The sequence below is a fragment of the Spirosoma litoris genome (assembly GCF_054776755.1).
The window spans coordinates 1-15,993 of the sequence record NZ_BAAHBI010000042.1 but is presented as its reverse complement, the minus strand read 5'-3'; the positions used below and the strand labels follow the sequence as shown (position 1 = coordinate 15,993).

Sequence of the window (15,993 nt, the reverse complement as noted above, 5' to 3'; positions counted from 1 at the left end):
TATATGCTAGTTACCCAACGCTACCTTCCAGGCTAATGGCCAGTAGTTTTTGGGCTTCTACCGCAAATTCCATAGGAAGTTGATTTAAGACTTCTTTGGCGTAACCGTTGATGATCAGCGCTACAGCCTGCTCGGTTGGAATGCCGCGCTGGTTGCAGTAGAACAACTGATCTTCACCGATTTTAGATGTTGTCGCTTCGTGCTCAACCGTGGCTGAAGGGTTGTTCACTTCCAGATAGGGGAAGGTATGTGCACCGCATTTATCCCCCAGCAAAAGCGAGTCGCATTGGGAGTAATTCCGGGCATTTTCGGCACGCTTTAATACCTGCACCAAACCCCGGTAGGAATTCTGGCTTTTTCCCGCCGAAATACCTTTCGAAACGATCCGGCTTTTGGTGTTTTTGCCGATGTGAATCATTTTGGTACCTGTGTCGGCTTGCTGCATGTTATTCGTAACCGCTACCGAATAGAATTCACCAATCGAATTGTCGCCTTTCAGGATGACCGAAGGATATTTCCAGGTGATGGACGAGCCGGTTTCAACCTGTGTCCAGGAAATTTTTGCGTTCGGACCATCGCAGATACCGCGCTTGGTTACGAAGTTGTAAATACCGCCTTTTCCGTCTTTATCGCCCGGATACCAGTTTTGTACGGTCGAATATTTGATTTCGGCGTTGCCCATCGCAATCAGTTCAACGACGGCAGCGTGAAGCTGATTTTCGTCGCGCATAGGAGCCGTACAACCTTCGAGGTAACTCACATACGAACCTTCATCCGCAATGATCAATGTCCGTTCGAACTGGCCCGTTCCGGCCGCATTGATCCGGAAATAGGTCGATAACTCCATCGGGCAACGAACCCCTTTCGGAATGTAGCAGAACGAGCCATCGGTAAAGACAGCTGCATTCAGGGCTGCAAAGTAGTTGTCTTTGGCTGGAACAACCGAGCCTAGGTATTTCTTAACCAGTTCGGGATGTTCATGAATGGCTTCGGTAATGGAGCAGAAAATAATACCCCGTTCGGCAAGGTCTTTTTTGAACGTAGTGGCTACTGAGACCGAGTCCATAACGGCATCAACTGCTACGCGTGGGCGGTCACCCTCCGGTTCAATGACACCCGCCAGCCGTTTCTGTTCGTTCAGCGAAATACCAAGTCGCTTGAATGTATCCAGCAGTTCAGGGTCAATTTCGTCGAGGGAATTAACAGTCTTCTTTTGCTTCGGAGCCGAGTAATATTTAATGGCTTGATAGTCAATCTTTGGATAGAAAACATTGGGCCACGTAGGCTCAGTCATTTCCTGCCACATACGGAATGCTTTCAGACGATTCTCAAGAAGCCAATCGGGTTCATTTTTCTTCGCAGAAATGAATCGAATCGTACTTTCATCAAGACCAACCGGAGCCTCATCGGCTTCAATCAGCGTCTCAAATCCGTATTTATATTCGGCGTTGGTAATACTCTCTAAAATTTCAACGTCCTTGCTCATAGTCTCGGTTAATTGCCCGGTAACTCAACCAGTGCAATACTTTTTTAACAATTTGCCCGATATGTACGTTCCGGGCAGGTTGGACAAATATCGGAAACTTTCCGTTACGTCAGTTATTTTAGCGCCTATAGTCTATCTGTTTATAGCGATGCTAAAGAAGCCCGCAGACAGAAAGCGATAGCGTCGAACTATCTTTCCCTTAAAGCACGAATGCCATCACCCCAGGGTGATGGCATTCGTGAACTGACTAGATCAACACGAACTATTTCGCAGTTACCTTAATAGTACTGTAGTACAGCGTAGTTAGACCTTCATAGCCCGAGTCGGTTCCAACAACGAGCCAGAGTTCACCCTGGGCGTTGGTGCGAACAGTAAGTGGAGCATCAGCATTACTACGGGTGATTAGTTTATAACTGGTTACGTCGTCACCAGCGCCAATATTGCCTAGCAAGGTGGCATCCTTACCACCAGTAGCCTGATTTCCTTTGTCCAGATTAATGCTGTAAAAACCATTTTCCAGCACTTTAGTTGGCTCTGTAGCCGTAGCTCCCGCTTTCAGATAAACGCTTCCCCCTGGCGAACCACCAATTCCTATTGAATTCGTAGCGTATGCCGATGCTAGCTCAATATCGAAAACCAGTTTATACTCTGCGTTGACTTGCAGACCAGAAATTTTCTTCTTAAGAAACATAAAAAGATCATCGCTCCGGTTCATGCTCGATACCCGAATCGCTTTACGGGTCGAATCCAGCGGACTGGGTAAAGCAGACCATCCCGATTCAAACTGGATATCCTGTTGCTGAGTACTGTAATCGGCAATGTCGGCTTGCCAGCCATCCTGGTTTTGTTTGAAGTTGGATTGATAAATAATGTTAGGGGATATCACCGGATTCAGATCCTTTTGGCAGGAGGAAGCGATGAGCGAAAAGATAATGGTAACGATGAGCAAAAATGAATTTAAACGCATACTTGTATTGTTTGGTTTGCAACCGTTGACCCGCTCACTAGGTCAATGGTTGCAACTAGCAAGGCGCAAATCGTTAACGCCGACGTGCCGATTCGTCTAACCCTCTCAAGGCGAGATAGAAAGCAATGACATAAATTAATTGGTTTCCGGCACCAGTCCAGTCTTCTTTCAGCGTTGTGCCAAACAATAAAGCAGCTATCGTTAGTCCGCCCAGAAAGTAGCCCCATCGGCTAAATTGTCCCCCCAGCAGGATCAGAACCCCAACGGTGAGTTCAACGAATGGTAGTGTATATAAGAAGGCTTTGGTCAGAATGGGAGGGAGGAGTGTGCTGGCAAAACCAGCTTCTGTTTTTGCCACAAACGCGTTTAGTTTGGGAATGCGTACCAGCCCATGCATGAGCATATTAATACCCAGTCCAATGCGAATTACAAGCCTGGCTAATTGGCTGTTAGTCATCGTTAGTTTCATCTGCATCGCCATTTTCTACTGCTTCTTCTTCCAATACATCATCGTTAAGGCCGTAATCTCCGTCCGATTCATCAAGCGTAACTTCCGCTTTTTCGGGTTCAGGGCCTGATGCGTGAACAGGGTTCATTTGTTGGTCTTGAGGGATTCCAGCGTTTGCTTCTTCGCTTTGGGCCATTGGTTGAATGATGCCCTGATTCCCATCATCGGCGGGGTCATAGTCGTTGGTGTTCATGGTGTTGATTTTTAGGGGTTTATCATTAAACCTATAAGATTTCAAAAACCTTATAGGTTTGCTTAGACACTACCAGAGCGGGTTACGTGGCCTCCTAAGGCATAATTATCGTCCTGGTGGTGATCATGTTCGCCGGTTGGATCGCCATCTTCGTCTACAGGTTCATCGTCAAGTTCTTCATTCACTGCTTCTTCTTCGGTCTCGTCGCCGTCTTCAATAGCGTCGCCGTTTTGGTTCTTAACGGTGTCCGGGTCAGTTCCACCGATTCGTGCATCGGCCAGGGCAGTACCGCTAGGATTTGGGTGATTTAGTGAGGTTATCATATCCGTTGCGTAATTTGGTTATAACAAGATAACTCGCTAGAATAGCGAAAAGTTAGACTTAAGCCATTGCCTCTTCTCCGCATTTTACTCGATATACGCTATGAAATCAATTCTGTTGGTGTTCAGCCTGTTCATTGTCTCCGCTACGCGCGCCCAAACCACCCGCGATCCGCTGTTTATCTCGTTCGATGGGACCAAAATTCATTATGATATTATAGGAGAAGGCAAGCCCGTTGTGTTATTGCACGGCTTTATTTCGACCAGCGAAAGCTGGAAACGGGCGCATGTACGACAGGCCCTGGCCGATGCTGGATTCAAAGTCATAACGCTCGATTTGCGCGGTAATGGCCTTTCCGATAAACCTCACGAAGCTGAGGCTTATAATAACAATGCTGAGTTAAAAGATGTCATGGCGTTGGTACAGTTCCTGGGTATCACCAGCTACGATGTAGTTGGCTATTCGCGCGGGGCTATCCTGACGGCTAAGTTATTGACGATGGACAAGGAGGTTCGTCGGGCGGTGATGGGTGGCATTAGTGTTGACTTCTCGGACCCCAACTGGATTCGGCGCAAAAATTTTCACGAAGCGCTTACCAAACCCGGTAGTCATCCAGAGTTGCAACCAGCCGTCGACAATGCTAAAAAAGCAGGAGCCGATACAGTTGTTCTAGCCCGATTGCAAGAGTTTCAACCCGTTACGAGTCGAGCCGACTTAGGAAAGATTAAAATTCCGGTCCTTGTTATCAATGGTGATGAAGATAAAGATAACGGCGATCCACAAACACTGGTCGACGCTATCCCTGGCTCTAAGCTTGTCATTGTTCCAGGCAACCACGGTGGAGCGATGCGGACGCCTGAATTTTCGAAGGCTGTCGTGGAGTTTTTGACAAAGTAATTGTTGAGGTTAAACAGGCCTTCATGAAACGATTACTCCTTTAACAGGAAAAAGCTACTGGCGCTATTTGCAAGTAGTGCAATAGTTGGATAAACGATGAATAGACTAGAACTCTTTGCTTCGTTAGATGGGCTTCCTATCCAATCAGTTGTTAACCAGTAAAGTGTTATCCAGCCTATGCCTGATAGGGCAGTACACCAAATCCAGTTAATTAAAAAATCAGACCGACCTGGTTTGATAATCAGCCCAATAAAAAAAGCATTGATGAGCTGGCCCATATAATAAGCGGTCACGCCCTGTATAATGCCACCTGATTTATTGTAGGTAATAACGGGGCCCCATTTCATCCAGCAATAAAAAGTAATGGGTAATGTGAGAAACCAAAAACCAGGGCGCGCAACGGCGGGGTGAATTTTGAAAATGAGGTATTGCGCAATAGTTACCAGAATTGGAAAGAAAAATATCCCGCCCATCCCTGTCAGCCAGCTTAGTATATGCGCCAAAACAGGTAATACAATCCAACAGATACGCAGGTTGTTGTGCCACCAGGTATAGGAATCGAATGTGTTTTGCATGTCTATAATCGCTTAGGAAAATGTTGAGCTAAGCTGAGTTTGCAATCAGGCTATTACAAACTCAGCTTATTGTAGCTAGTACTCGTCCAATTTAGTTTCTATAGATTCTTTGGGTTCTATCATCTTTGATTATCAGTACAATAGGACCAACCGCGCGGGCGGCCCCGAGAATCTATAGAATCCCCTGGAATCTATTTTGCCAAAGCACTAGTTAGGGAAGGTTATTTTTACCGGACTTGGCTCGTTCAGTGTTCGTTTACGCATTCTGAAAAGCACATAAAGATTTGTGAGATGCACTACGCCAAGTAATAGCAGAATACCTCCCACTTTGTAGCTAAGGACTTCAAAAACCTCCTGTGGATTTCGTACAATTTCGATTACTCGCAATAGCATTACCGAGTACCCGATATTGAGTAGGTAGAAGCCAATGAGGAGCAGTTTATTCACAGAATCGGCTAACTCAGTATTAGCGTGGAATATATCGACCAGAAATACTCGTCCATTTACAAATAGTGTTCGCCCAACCCAAACCGTGACTGGAATGACTAGGAGCAGGTACAGTGCATAGGTTGCTACATTATAATTCATTGCCTTACTTTGTTTATGTGAATTTATTATTTTTAAAATTTCAGAAATAATTGAAAGTTCGTTACAAAAAAATATCACCGAAATACTTTTATAAACTGACTCATCAACCAGTTTTCCTCAGCTTTGATGACCGCATTCAGCGTACCATCCGCGAAACCAACAACACTGCTCAAGCCTTCCATAACGCGTTGGAATTCCTGTGCTTCGGGTGTATCGGTCGGAATCATTTTTAGTTCATTGAGTACATCAACAACCGGCGTAATTTCCCGACGACGGCGTTCTTTAGCTACTTGACGGGCTACTTTCCAGATGTCTTTTTCGGCCATAAAAAACTCCCGACGCTCGCCCGGTTTGAGTTGCTTGTAAATCAGGCCCCAGTCCATCAGGTCGCGTAGATTCATGCTGGCGTTACCGCGCGAAATCTGTAACTGCTCCATAACATCCTCAGTAGCCAATGCTTGCGGTGAAATCAGCAATAATGCATGCAATTGCGCCATCGACCGATTGATACCCCATTGCGTAGCTAGCGTACCCCACGTATGAATGAATTTATCCTTGGCTTCGTCGAACGTCATGTGCCAAAGGTAAATTATAGTTTTTGTATTTTCAAAATATTTTGAAAGAAATGATTTTTGGGTAGGAATAATATTGCATGAGAAAATCAATTAGACCTTTCGCAAAAAGCCTAACTAATCTAGCCCAGGAATATGCAGCAGCGTGTTGGGGTTAGGGCAAAGAGCTAAAAATTTAGTCCGATTCATCAGGGAGCACACGCCAGGGAAATCGCCTTTCAGGCCGAGCATGTCGGTCATGAGTTGAAAATGAAGGTGTGGAGGCCAATCTCCATTTTCAGGGTAGGGACCAATTTCGGCCAGTTTCTGGCCTGCATTAAATTCTTTACCTTCATACAACCCATCCAACGATTGTCGGGTCAGATGGCCATAGAGAGAATACAGCGGTTTTCCAGCCGCGTTACTTGGGTGCTCCAGAATAATCGTGGGGCCATAGTCGCCGAAGTTCGCGTTGTCCTGAAAACTATGCACACGACCGGCTAGGGGAGCAAAAACGGGGGTTCCAGCATCGGCCCAAAGGTCGATTCCGAGGTGAATTTCACGCGGTTCTTCAACCGATACATTAAAATGTGGGCTTCGACGGTAGATGACCCGATGCTCATTATAACCACCGACACCAACTTTGGCACCTGCGGCTTTTAGTTTGCCGAACACATAGTTGGTAAAAAGGGCAGTATTGGTCAGATCAAGTGTGCGAAGGTCAGGGTTGCTGGCTGAGAAGTCCAGAATCAAGAAAGGATCTTTTTGAAAATTGAAAGGGAGCAGCATTGGCTTCGGGTTAAGTAGCGAAACTTTACTTCAAAATAGGGTAAGTCGAACGAACTACAAGCAGGTACATGAGTTAACGATCAAACAAATTTCCTTAATCCAATGAAAGTCAACTGTATACTTTTTAGTTTATGCGTTGCTCTACTCCTCTTATTGCAGCATTGTACACCGCCTGACAGTACCGTAAGATCGCTTTCAGGTAACTGGGATTTACGTGCTGAATTAGAGGGAGTAGCCCGAAGTTCGGCTGTTTCGTTTACGATTGGCAATCTGGCCTACATCGGAACGGGACTGGATGTGTCGAACAATGCACTGGCTGATTTCTGGCAATACGACCCCGCCCGAAATGCCTGGACTCAACTGGCTGATTTTCCTGGCAAAGCCCGAAGTGAAGCTGTTGCCTTTGCTACCAGACAGAAAAAAGGATACCTCGGAACGGGTATAGATGCTCAGGGCAACCTACTTCGTGATTTCTACGAATATGATCCGACAACGAATGCCTGGAAACGCATTGCTGATTTTAGTGGCTCAGCCCGGCGTTCGGCAACGGCCTTTAGTCTTTATGACCTTGGTTTTGTGGCCTTAGGGTTCGATGGAAGTGAACGGGCTGATCTTTGGCGCTATAGTCCTTCGACTAATCAATGGACAGAACGACAGTATATAGGTGGTCCCGCACGCGTTGGGGCAACAGCATTTGTCATCAACAACATTGCATACGTTGGCGGAGGAAGCGCGCAGGACAGCAATCTTAACGACTTCTGGATGTACAATTCTGATACGAATAATTGGACCTCACGACGGAGTATTCCTGAGGTAACCCGTTCGAATTCATATGGATCAGGCTTTTCGATCAATGCTGTCGGTTATTTTCTCGTGGGCACAGATAGGAAAGGAGTTCTGGCGTATAGGCCCGAAGATGACTCGTGGACAGAACTACAACCTTTTGAGGGCTCAACACGGACTAAAGCGGTTGGATTTTCAATTGGCCAAAAAGGCTATATAACTACGGGGGCAACTGGCAAGACCCGTTTTGATGATCTATGGGAGTTTGATCCGGGCTATTGAGGACTTTGCTGCTTTCGGATGTTGAGGGTATATTTGATGCTATTTTCCCCGTTATTTACGCAGATTCTTCGGCAAACTGATCAATTAACCTAACTAGATGGAAGCTACTATTGAAAAACCCGTTAACAACGTCACCTTCTTTGGTCATCCTATAGGTCTGTTCGTCCTATTCTTTACCGAGATGTGGGAGCGATTTAGCTATTATGGCATGCGGGCTATTTTACTCCTGTTTCTGATCGATAACGTTCGGGGAGGGTTGGGGCTTAGCGAAGCAGAAGGCGCGGCTATTTATGGAATCTATACCGCATCCGTTTACCTACTTTCTTTACCGGGGGGCTTTATTGCCGATACAATTCTGGGCCAGCGGAAGTCTATTTGGTACGGCGGCTGGATTATTATGCTTGGTCACCTTATCCTGGCCATTCCGTCGGGGCCGGGGTTATTCTATATAGGTCTCTGTACGGTTGCTATGGGAACTGGTCTGCTGAAACCAAACATTAGCAGTGTTGTTGGGGAGTTATATCCTGAAGGGGGCGCGCGTAAAGATGCGGCTTTCTCCATCTTCTATATGGGGATCAATTTAGGTTCGTTGCTTGGCATTTTTACGGTTGGGTATCTTGGGCAGCGAGTTGGCTGGCATTATGGTTTTGGTGCTGCGGCTATAGCAATGGCCTTGGGGTTGATCACCTTCCGGGTTTTAGGACAGCGGTTTCTGGGTGAGTATGGTAACTACGTAGCCCGACCAGCAACGGATGGCCTGAAATCTCAAGCGGGAAATCGCTCTATACTAGCTTTTGTCGTTTTTTTAATTGTTGTATTAGGGGCGCTGCAACTGACGGGCATGATCGATATGACCACCGCACAAGGATTAGCGCGGGCAATGGGAACGATCATTTCGCTGATAGCCGTAAGCTATTTTGTGTACATTTTAGCTGCGGGAGGATTGGATGCTGTTGAAAAAAAGCGGGTAATTGTTTTGTTCGTTTTCTTTTTGGCATCCGCTTTGTTCTGGGCGGGAAATGAGCAGCAGGGATCATCACTACAAATCTTTGCCGATCGGTATACGGACCTCAACTTTTTTGGCTGGGAAGTACCATCGAGCTGGTTTCAGAACCTTAACCCAGCTTTCATTCTGACTTTTTCGCCTATTCTGGCCATGCTCTGGGTTTTTCTGGCGAATCGAAAATTGAATTATTCAGTGCCTGCCAAATTTGCAACAAGCCTCCTTTTGCTTGGTCTGGCTTATGTTATCATGGTTATTGCGTCTAAAATAGCGTTGACGGGTACCCGTACATCTCCTTTGTACTTGTCGTTTACTTACCTGTTTTTTACCCTTGGCGAGTTGTTTTTGAGTCCGGTTGGTTTAAGTGCTTTTTCTAAGTTGGCACCAAAAAGGTACACCAGCCAGTTAATGGGTGTCTGGTTTGTGGGTACGTCGTTGGGGAATTTGATTGCGGGGCTATTTGCGGGTGGTTTTGACGAGGAGAATGTGCATCAAATGCCGGAAATGTTCCAAAGTGTTGCGTATTTCAGTTTAGGCTTCGGTTTTCTGCTACTACTTTTATCGAAACCCCTGAAAAAGTGGATGGGTGGTATTGAGTAAAAACGGTACTGCCTTATTGGCTATCCTTGATAACTAGCGCTGGATTCGCGCGCTCGTATTCATCGAGCGAATCGGTACCCTCATCGGTCAGTTGATAACTAATCGTATTACTCTCTTCTTTATCATTTGCACACAGCATACCAATGGCTAATAATCCCTCGATGTAGTAATTAATCATGAGGTAGTCGAAATTGGTTTCCTGTTCCAATTGAGGATAGGTCACCCCTTTTTCTGTGGCCTTCAGAATACTGTATTGAGCAAATGTAAGAATCATGTTAAAACAAACGAACTATAAGTAGCTTTAAGTGAATCTATAGCGAAATTCGTGCCTTTTATTAATCTGAGAGCAACGAATAAAAGCCTTACATATGACCTAACGAAGATGAATGGAAGATTGATTTAACTTACTTGATTTTATGAGGCAAAGGGAAAATAAGGCCGTTGAAAAACGATACCAGCTATACTAAACGAAAGTTAGGCCAAAGCCTGAATCGAACCGCTCAAGCGGGGTTGATAGGGTTCGATCCTATAGTATACAACAGCAAAAGCCCTATCCATATTGGCAGGGCTTTTGCTGGTAAAGGCTTTTCCTGAATAAAGCGTAATCGTTAGGAGGTAGCCTTTGAGAATTATAGTTCAAAATCGCTGACCCTAAAAGAGTCAGCGATTAATGAACTATCCAACTACAAACCAAACCTGTTGGTTTGTAAATTCTCGAGTGAAAAACCTCAATAATTGAGCCAGCCCATACTACCAAAGGTTATTTTAGTCTAAAAAACTTCCTATCTGTTGACTTAAGAAATCTATTCGTCTCAAGGTCAAACCTTTGTAGCCATAATTTTACATACATTGGGAAAGCGCCCGTCCAGGGAAAGCTAGCACCTGTAACGGGCACTTATATATGTAGCCGGAAAATAGAGAAAGAACGGTTTGTCGGGAGAATGAATGGCTAAAGAAGCCACTGGATTTGGTATATACGAGCTGGTAATAGCAGAATTATTGCCAATAATGCATCGACGCTTTATGGAACTAAGAAGCCGACTCCCTACTTTCGTACTATGAATCTTAGTCGTGAACACCAGGAATTAGTCGATTTCTTTTCGGGCCGTGATCTGCCTACTGGCCCTCAGCACATCAACGAATATAGTGTATTGCTCAATTTGCAGGGAGCCGTGAATACACGTCTACAACAACTGTATAGCGAGGTCGAAGCAACCAGAAAGTCGGCCGCACTTATGCTAACAGAAGTAAAGGATTGGCTAATGCTGACGGCTTCGGTAGAAGAAGTACACTGATTTGCAGCGGTCTAAAACCATTGCGTTGCTTTTACAGAGTTGGACTGCCTAGAGCAAGAATTTGACTACACTGTAAGTATAAATCAAGGTAATCAAGAACACCGTTACCCAGGTTAGGACACGAACCAAGGCGAACGAAGAAAAACGAGGATTATTCATGGCTGTAAAAGTTAACGGCTAGTTTATATACGCCGTAAACTAACTGACAGATTTTCAGCTCATAAAAAACTTTTTACTGTTTCATAAAGCGAGTTACTCCATCACGAAGTTGATCTACCAACTTCCTTGATTGTATAAGCCACTGCCCGGCTATTGGGTTTGACAGCTAAATGAATCCACTCGCTGTACTGACGGGTAAAAGAGGCTCCATAATAAAACAGTAGTGAAGCATAGAAGACAAACAATAGCAATAAAATAATTGCCCCCGACTTGCCATAAAGTGGCCCAATCTGGCTGTGAATAAGGAGATTGTTTAAGATGGCTTCGCCCGCTTTGAAAAGAATACTCGTGAAAAATGCACCTGGCCAAACAGCTCTCCAGTCTATTCGGACATCGGGTAAAAACTTGAATAATAGCGCAAACCAAATCATGCGGATAAGTATGGAGGCCAAAAAATGCCCAAGGTTAGCTATTGACTGATAGTAGGCAAATGAAGGAAGCGACCATTGTAGACTTAGATGAGCCGTGAATTGCTCAAGGGTTAATGACAAACTAAACAGGAACCCAGAGCCTATAATGATGGCCATAGCCATAAGCTTATCGATCAGAATGCTGAAAAACGACCTTCCTTCCTTTTTTTTAATATTCCACAGTTGATTCAGGGAGCTTTTAAGAATGGCTAATAAAGTAGTAGAAGCTACTAACAACAAGAGAAAGCTCAGTACAGTCAAAAGAAAGCTGGGTTTCGAGCCTTGAAGACGATGCGAAATGTCTTCAAGCTGATTGGCACTTCTGGCCCCAAACAGGTCGGCTAGTTCGTCAAAGAATTGGCCGCTAATGCGCTGATAGTGATCGTTAAAAAGCCTACTAAGTACGCTACTAATAATGATGACAATGGGCGGCAAAGCAAAAAAAGAGAAAAAAGCAGTGGCCCCCGCCATCCGAATAGGATCATTTGCCCGCAGGCTGGTGAATGCCTGTTTTAAGAGTAAGAGAAGGGGAGCTACTTTTTTCACCGTATGAGCAATAAAGGTGTTAGACCAAAAACGAACCTGAATATCCTAACCCGCCTTTTCCCGCCAGTTAGTATTACGCAATTGGTACAGTTCGAGTTGGAGCCGGGTTACCTGATTACGGCAATAAGCTAACTGATCGGTTGGGGCATGGACATCCTGCAAATGATCCAGTAAGTGAAGCCATTCGCTAAGGTGGTGTTCGGTAATGCTGGCAAAATCTATATCGGAAATATATTGTGGCTGACGTGTGCCCGATCGTTTCGTTTTCATGATTAGTAAGCGGGTTAGTGGCTCATCAGTATATAACACATAGGTAGCTATTTGTTCACTGAAAATCGTTCGCTAATTAGCTATAGAGAAAATGTGCTTGTTGCAGATAGGAGCGTAAACGTTTTGTAACCTGAGCTGATATAGGCAATTGGCTCCAGTAAAGACCCAGAACTGGATATATAAAATAAATCTACCGTATAATAGATTTATTGTGTCTTAATTGACTGAATTTATTCTAAAGTTCAATCGGCAATTGTATTTGTTTAAAGAATATGATTTTAGTTAACTTGTGCGATATAATTTATTATGATGACTTCATTGACAGACGAAGAAATGATTCGTCAATGCTTAACTACGCAACCCAATCAATGCTTTGAAACACTCTATAATCGATATGTAGGTAAAGTTTACCAACGGTGTTTATCAATGACCAAGGATTCTGAGAAAGCCGAGGATTTTACACACGATATTTTTCTAAAAGTGTTCGATAAACTCGATGGTTTCCAACAGCGATCCAGCTTTTCAACCTGGTTATATTCTATTGCCTATAACTATTGCGCCGATCAGCTTCGGATAGCTAAACGACTGAACACCACCGGACTTAATGACGATGTTGATTGTATAGATGAGTCGCATGAAGCTTTGCTGCATGAAGAAACACTTCTGATGGTTAAGCAAGCTATGGGAACTCTCTCGGTTGAGGAGCGGTCGTTGTTACGATTAAAATATGAAGACGGCATGAGTATCGATGAAATTGCCGAGTTGTATGGCTTAAAATCAAGCGCAGTTAAGATGCGGCTAAAGAGAAGTCGTGAGAAAGTACAACGTTTATATGCTAGAAAAGCGTTGATTTAGAGGGAATTGTCAGGTATATATATCGTATAAGAATATAATTAGTAATAAAACCGAAGCCCCATCAGTTACGATGGGGCTTTAGTTATTTATGGGTTGATATGTCGTTCTCTCGTTAAGAGTTTTCCTGTTTCCATATGAGTAGCTGATACCGAGATCGCACTCTACGTATTTTAAATGTTTCTGGTCTAACGGTTTAGGCTATTAGTAGTTTTACAACTTGTTACAATATAATGGGCAATAATCGAGCCAATTAATACCTTTCCCCCGTTGACCGATTAATCAATAAAAAGCGGATGAGAGCAACCATTCAGGTTGATTTGAAGTCTTATTGTTTAGCGAGATAAAACTCTGTTGATAAATGTAGGTGTACAGGAGTATCCTATTGGGAGCTTAACTGTTAGTAAAATTCAACCTACTAGAAGTTATGAAACTATGAAGCTTTTCACCAAATCTACATCATGCAATACGTTCTACGCTTTCAAGTTTATGATGGGCCATCTCGCCAGCATTTCACTCAATTGGGAACCGATAGGTTAGTGGACAAATACCCTTTATATCGTTATGGATTAGTTTATCGCATCAATGACGAGCCACTAACCGACAAATTACCTGTTTATGTAGCGGCTAATATTACACGGATCAGGCATATTCCAGACCCAAGCAATCCAGACACAAGTGCTTTGTTATTTGAAGTCTTTCTTGCCCGACTTGAAGAGTGGGGAGAGTTTGAAGAGGCCGAAGAGGTAAAACAAGTAAAAGAGACTTATTGGCCCACATACAGCAAAAAACTTATCAGGGAAAGACCATTGTGATTATCGAACTGACGAAATTGCTGAACGTCTTAGCGTCAGTATTCGAACTGTAGATGGGCATCGGGCTAACCTCCTCGAAAAGACAAACGCCCGCAATACGGCTGGCTTGGTCTTGTTCGCGATCAAGAATCGCCTGCTCGATCTGGCAGATTTACTTTGATATAGCGGTTCTCACTGGCAATTAGGCTATGACAGTAAGGTCGACATTATCATTATATCGGACCTTTCAAGCTGGTCATCTCGCTCTTCAATAAGCTGGGCCTTACGCCTGTCGTAGTTTTAGTCTAGCTTCAAGTTTAATTGAACGAGTTTTTGGTATCATGAGGTGGGTGAGGAGTTAAATAGGAGAAAAGTTGATGTAACTCCTTGTAAATTCTTATTTTTAAGCATTGCCAAAGGGAGCCATCCCGTAGTAGCGTTCGAGGAAATGTCCATACACGCGCCGAGCGTGTTTTCATTTGTTTTACCTTCCCATAGGACATCATATCAAAGCAGAGCCGACCATCCTCACCTCGAAGATACCGCTGAACGTAACCTACTTTTAGCCCAATATCCCTTTGATAGCCCATACTAAGCCCATATGCGTTTAGATACGGGCGTTTATAGTGTCGAAACTCGGTCAAACAGTCTTTTAATAATTCATAGAGTTGAAATTGCCAGCGAGGTATGTCTGCTATAGCAATAAACGAATAGCGACCATAAACGCAGATTACACCTGGCTGATTCAGTTTTTGCATCATTTCATCCAACCAATTGGGCGGGTATAGACAATCCGCATCCGCAAGTAAAACGTACTTACCCAACGCCATCTCCTGTCCGAGTTGTCGGCTAGGTCCCCAGCCTTGAATAGGTTGAAAAAAATACCTGATGTGTAGTTTCTCAATTAACTCCTGAGTTCTATCCGTGGAGTTATTGTTAATGACAACAATTTCAAAAGGGATTTTTGTACAAAGGTTCGAAAGAGTGCTGATCGTACGTAGAAGATTGATTTCTTCGTTGTAGGCTATAACAATTATCGAAACTAATGGCTTGGTATTGACTCGATTATCAAGTCGTAAATTGATAGAATTAAATAGCGATTGGGGGACTTCATCTATCGTGTTAAATGGATATTCGTACTGATTAATCCATTTCGGATTTGAAAAAAGACTCATTTAGTAATGGGGCAAAAACTATTAAACTAATTCAGGAAGGGTAACCAGAGCGTTAGGAGGGCTGGTTACAGTAGGTCTAATGTTAGTTGGCTTGCCGAGCGATGGAAATCCAGCTAACACTCTTCCCTATAGAATAAGGCAATCCACATTACTAATGGACGAAGGGTAAAGAAGTGACAGTATAGACGTTTTCATTATGGGTGAGTGAGTTGGGATTCATTGTTTAGACAATGCAAAAAAAGAATAGTCAACAAATAGTTATTAAAAAATTATTAACTAACAAGTTGTCTATTATTTGGAATTGTATATAAATAGGTGCTAAGGCTACTGATAAGGTGGCTCTTTAGTCTTATTTACGCTCTGGCAGTGTACATACTACTACGCAGGCATAGGTAGCTTTTGTTGCAGGATGAAAAGCTGCCCTAGCGCTTTAGCTCACAGCTGCTACCTCTACATCCAAAAGGAACTGGAGGAGCACAAGAACTAGATAAAGCATTGAGGTTGGGGAGGATGGTCAGCGCGCGGCTGGCTAGCTATTGATTGAATAGATTGATAAAAGCATTTACTGTAGTAAATAGATCAATGAGTTTTACTTCAGAAATCTGTATTTGCATAGGGGCATTAGGACTGAAAGTGAAGCCCGAGTTCACGTTAAACTATTGCAAAATGGTTATTTAGTGCAATTACTTTCCGATACAGAAAGTAATATGGTTTGTATGTGTGGTTCAATGTGCTGTATATCAGTATCTTGAAATTTTGACGCTTCTTTTTGGGTACAAATAGTGCTCAAAATCTGCAAGTTTTTAAGAACTAGTCGAGTTCAAAGAATGGTAGTCCTTAAAAAGTAATGATGGCAAGTAAACACCGCAGTCGGGCCGTAGTTTTGGGT

The 15,993-nt window shown here is 43.8% G+C and carries 20 protein-coding genes; 7 read left to right on the top strand and 13 right to left on the bottom strand.

Annotated elements, in window-relative coordinates; genetic code table 11:
• Positions 1-10: 10 nt before the first annotated feature.
• The 5 genes from sufB to ACYVGR_RS25110 all read right to left on the bottom strand — a co-directional run bounded on the left by sufB (position 11) and on the right by ACYVGR_RS25110 (position 3,477).
• Positions 11-1,486, bottom strand: a complete 1,476-nt coding sequence (gene sufB, locus ACYVGR_RS25130) for a Fe-S cluster assembly protein SufB (RefSeq protein WP_460961953.1) — start codon at positions 1,484-1,486, stop codon at positions 11-13.
• Positions 1,487-1,748: 262 nt separating this feature from the next.
• Entirely contained in the window at positions 1,749-2,453 is a 705-nt protein-coding gene (locus tag ACYVGR_RS25125; protein ID WP_460961951.1) for a hypothetical protein, read from the bottom strand.
• Between the two features lie 73 nt (positions 2,454-2,526).
• The gene (locus tag ACYVGR_RS25120; RefSeq protein WP_460961949.1) at positions 2,527-2,910 is read right to left on the bottom strand and encodes a DoxX family membrane protein; all 384 of its coding nucleotides are present in this window, start codon (positions 2,908-2,910) and stop codon (positions 2,527-2,529) included.
• Positions 2,903-3,154 (bottom strand): hypothetical protein, encoded by a 252-nt coding sequence (locus tag ACYVGR_RS25115; RefSeq protein WP_460961947.1) that lies wholly within the window; start codon positions 3,152-3,154, stop codon positions 2,903-2,905. The genes ACYVGR_RS25120 and ACYVGR_RS25115 overlap by 8 nt, the downstream gene beginning before the upstream one ends.
• 62 nt (positions 3,155-3,216) lie before the next feature.
• The gene (locus tag ACYVGR_RS25110) at positions 3,217-3,477 is read right to left on the bottom strand and encodes a hypothetical protein (RefSeq protein WP_460961945.1); all 261 of its coding nucleotides are present in this window, start codon (positions 3,475-3,477) and stop codon (positions 3,217-3,219) included.
• A 100-nt stretch (positions 3,478-3,577) separates the two neighbouring features.
• Here ACYVGR_RS25110 and ACYVGR_RS25105 point away from each other — a divergent pair, with 100 nt between their 5' ends.
• Entirely contained in the window at positions 3,578-4,372 is a 795-nt protein-coding gene (locus ACYVGR_RS25105) for an alpha/beta fold hydrolase (protein ID WP_460961943.1), read from the top strand.
• Positions 4,373-4,404: 32 nt separating this feature from the next.
• On the opposite strand, the gene ACYVGR_RS25100 is transcribed toward ACYVGR_RS25105, so the two are convergent.
• From ACYVGR_RS25100 to ACYVGR_RS25085, 4 genes are all read right to left on the bottom strand, one after another.
• Positions 4,405-4,947, bottom strand: a complete 543-nt coding sequence (locus tag ACYVGR_RS25100; RefSeq protein ID WP_460961941.1) for a hypothetical protein — start codon at positions 4,945-4,947, stop codon at positions 4,405-4,407.
• Between the two features lie 207 nt (positions 4,948-5,154).
• Entirely contained in the window at positions 5,155-5,535 is a 381-nt protein-coding gene (locus ACYVGR_RS25095) for a hypothetical protein (RefSeq protein WP_460961939.1), read from the bottom strand.
• Between the two features lie 74 nt (positions 5,536-5,609).
• Positions 5,610-6,110, bottom strand: coding sequence for a GbsR/MarR family transcriptional regulator (locus ACYVGR_RS25090; protein WP_182460945.1), 501 nt, complete (start codon positions 6,108-6,110; stop codon positions 5,610-5,612).
• Positions 6,111-6,224: 114 nt separating this feature from the next.
• The gene (locus tag ACYVGR_RS25085; RefSeq protein ID WP_460961937.1) at positions 6,225-6,875 is read right to left on the bottom strand and encodes a peptidoglycan DD-metalloendopeptidase family protein; all 651 of its coding nucleotides are present in this window, start codon (positions 6,873-6,875) and stop codon (positions 6,225-6,227) included.
• A 102-nt stretch (positions 6,876-6,977) separates the two neighbouring features.
• On the opposite strand from ACYVGR_RS25085, the gene ACYVGR_RS25080 reads away from it, so the two are divergent.
• Both ACYVGR_RS25080 and ACYVGR_RS25075 read left to right on the top strand, forming a co-directional pair.
• Complete coding sequence (locus ACYVGR_RS25080) at positions 6,978-7,940, top strand: Kelch repeat-containing protein (RefSeq protein ID WP_460961935.1); 963 nt, start codon at positions 6,978-6,980, stop codon at positions 7,938-7,940.
• A 97-nt stretch (positions 7,941-8,037) separates the two neighbouring features.
• Positions 8,038-9,543 carry a peptide MFS transporter gene (locus ACYVGR_RS25075; protein ID WP_460961933.1) on the top strand — a complete coding sequence of 502 codons (1,506 nt, stop codon included), beginning with the start codon at positions 8,038-8,040 and terminating at the stop codon, positions 9,541-9,543.
• Positions 9,544-9,556: 13 nt separating this feature from the next.
• Here ACYVGR_RS25075 and ACYVGR_RS25070 read toward each other — a convergent pair whose 3' ends face one another.
• Entirely contained in the window at positions 9,557-9,817 is a 261-nt protein-coding gene (locus ACYVGR_RS25070; RefSeq protein ID WP_460961931.1) for a winged helix-turn-helix domain-containing protein, read from the bottom strand.
• A gap of 784 nt (positions 9,818-10,601) precedes the next feature.
• Here ACYVGR_RS25070 and ACYVGR_RS25065 point away from each other — a divergent pair.
• Positions 10,602-10,838: a DUF6965 family protein gene (locus tag ACYVGR_RS25065; protein WP_460961929.1), complete on the top strand. Its 237-nt coding sequence runs from the start codon at positions 10,602-10,604 to the stop codon at positions 10,836-10,838.
• A 260-nt stretch (positions 10,839-11,098) separates the two neighbouring features.
• Here the strand turns inward: ACYVGR_RS25065 and ACYVGR_RS25060 are convergent, their stop codons facing one another.
• On the bottom strand, positions 11,099-12,013 hold the full coding sequence (locus ACYVGR_RS25060) for a YihY/virulence factor BrkB family protein (RefSeq protein WP_460961927.1): 915 nt from the start codon (positions 12,011-12,013) through the stop codon (positions 11,099-11,101).
• Positions 12,014-12,058: 45 nt separating this feature from the next.
• On the bottom strand, positions 12,059-12,283 hold the full coding sequence (locus ACYVGR_RS25055; protein WP_460961925.1) for a hypothetical protein: 225 nt from the start codon (positions 12,281-12,283) through the stop codon (positions 12,059-12,061).
• A 306-nt stretch (positions 12,284-12,589) separates the two neighbouring features.
• Between ACYVGR_RS25055 and ACYVGR_RS25050 the strand changes: the two genes are divergently transcribed.
• The 3 genes from ACYVGR_RS25050 (at position 12,590) to ACYVGR_RS25040 (ending at position 14,110) form a co-directional block, all read left to right on the top strand.
• Entirely contained in the window at positions 12,590-13,138 is a 549-nt protein-coding gene (locus ACYVGR_RS25050; protein ID WP_460961923.1) for an RNA polymerase sigma factor, read from the top strand.
• A gap of 458 nt (positions 13,139-13,596) precedes the next feature.
• Positions 13,597-13,950, top strand: coding sequence for a hypothetical protein (locus tag ACYVGR_RS25045; RefSeq protein WP_460961921.1), 354 nt, complete (start codon positions 13,597-13,599; stop codon positions 13,948-13,950).
• On the top strand, positions 13,904-14,110 hold the full coding sequence (locus tag ACYVGR_RS25040) for a response regulator transcription factor (RefSeq protein ID WP_460962432.1): 207 nt from the start codon (positions 13,904-13,906) through the stop codon (positions 14,108-14,110). Before ACYVGR_RS25045 ends, ACYVGR_RS25040 begins: the two co-directional genes overlap by 47 nt.
• A 136-nt stretch (positions 14,111-14,246) precedes the next feature.
• Here the strand turns inward: ACYVGR_RS25040 and ACYVGR_RS25035 are convergent, their stop codons facing one another.
• Entirely contained in the window at positions 14,247-15,104 is an 858-nt protein-coding gene (locus tag ACYVGR_RS25035) for a glycosyltransferase family 2 protein (RefSeq protein WP_460961919.1), read from the bottom strand.
• Positions 15,105-15,993 lie beyond the last annotated feature (889 nt).

Excerpts from the sequence above, each read along its gene's own strand:
- sufB (WP_460961953.1), bottom strand. The coding sequence starts at position 1,486 with ATGAGCAAGGACGTTGAAATTTTAGAGAGTATTACCAACGCCGAATAT.
- ACYVGR_RS25125 (WP_460961951.1), bottom strand. The coding sequence starts at position 2,453 with ATGCGTTTAAATTCATTTTTGCTCATCGTTACCATTATCTTTTCGCTC.
- ACYVGR_RS25120 (WP_460961949.1), bottom strand. The coding sequence starts at position 2,910 with ATGACTAACAGCCAATTAGCCAGGCTTGTAATTCGCATTGGACTGGGT.
- ACYVGR_RS25115 (WP_460961947.1), bottom strand. The coding sequence starts at position 3,154 with ATGAACACCAACGACTATGACCCCGCCGATGATGGGAATCAGGGCATC.
- ACYVGR_RS25110 (WP_460961945.1), bottom strand. The coding sequence starts at position 3,477 with ATGATAACCTCACTAAATCACCCAAATCCTAGCGGTACTGCCCTGGCC.
- ACYVGR_RS25105 (WP_460961943.1), top strand. The coding sequence starts at position 3,578 with ATGAAATCAATTCTGTTGGTGTTCAGCCTGTTCATTGTCTCCGCTACG.
- ACYVGR_RS25100 (WP_460961941.1), bottom strand. The coding sequence starts at position 4,947 with ATGCAAAACACATTCGATTCCTATACCTGGTGGCACAACAACCTGCGT.
- ACYVGR_RS25095 (WP_460961939.1), bottom strand. The coding sequence starts at position 5,535 with ATGAATTATAATGTAGCAACCTATGCACTGTACCTGCTCCTAGTCATT.
- ACYVGR_RS25090 (WP_182460945.1), bottom strand. The coding sequence starts at position 6,110 with ATGACGTTCGACGAAGCCAAGGATAAATTCATTCATACGTGGGGTACG.
- ACYVGR_RS25085 (WP_460961937.1), bottom strand. The coding sequence starts at position 6,875 with ATGCTGCTCCCTTTCAATTTTCAAAAAGATCCTTTCTTGATTCTGGAC.
- ACYVGR_RS25080 (WP_460961935.1), top strand. The coding sequence starts at position 6,978 with ATGAAAGTCAACTGTATACTTTTTAGTTTATGCGTTGCTCTACTCCTC.
- ACYVGR_RS25075 (WP_460961933.1), top strand. The coding sequence starts at position 8,038 with ATGGAAGCTACTATTGAAAAACCCGTTAACAACGTCACCTTCTTTGGT.
- ACYVGR_RS25070 (WP_460961931.1), bottom strand. The coding sequence starts at position 9,817 with ATGATTCTTACATTTGCTCAATACAGTATTCTGAAGGCCACAGAAAAA.
- ACYVGR_RS25065 (WP_460961929.1), top strand. The coding sequence starts at position 10,602 with ATGAATCTTAGTCGTGAACACCAGGAATTAGTCGATTTCTTTTCGGGC.
- ACYVGR_RS25055 (WP_460961925.1), bottom strand. The coding sequence starts at position 12,283 with ATGAAAACGAAACGATCGGGCACACGTCAGCCACAATATATTTCCGAT.
- ACYVGR_RS25050 (WP_460961923.1), top strand. The coding sequence starts at position 12,590 with ATGATGACTTCATTGACAGACGAAGAAATGATTCGTCAATGCTTAACT.
- ACYVGR_RS25045 (WP_460961921.1), top strand. The coding sequence starts at position 13,597 with ATGCAATACGTTCTACGCTTTCAAGTTTATGATGGGCCATCTCGCCAG.
- ACYVGR_RS25035 (WP_460961919.1), bottom strand. The coding sequence starts at position 15,104 with ATGAGTCTTTTTTCAAATCCGAAATGGATTAATCAGTACGAATATCCA.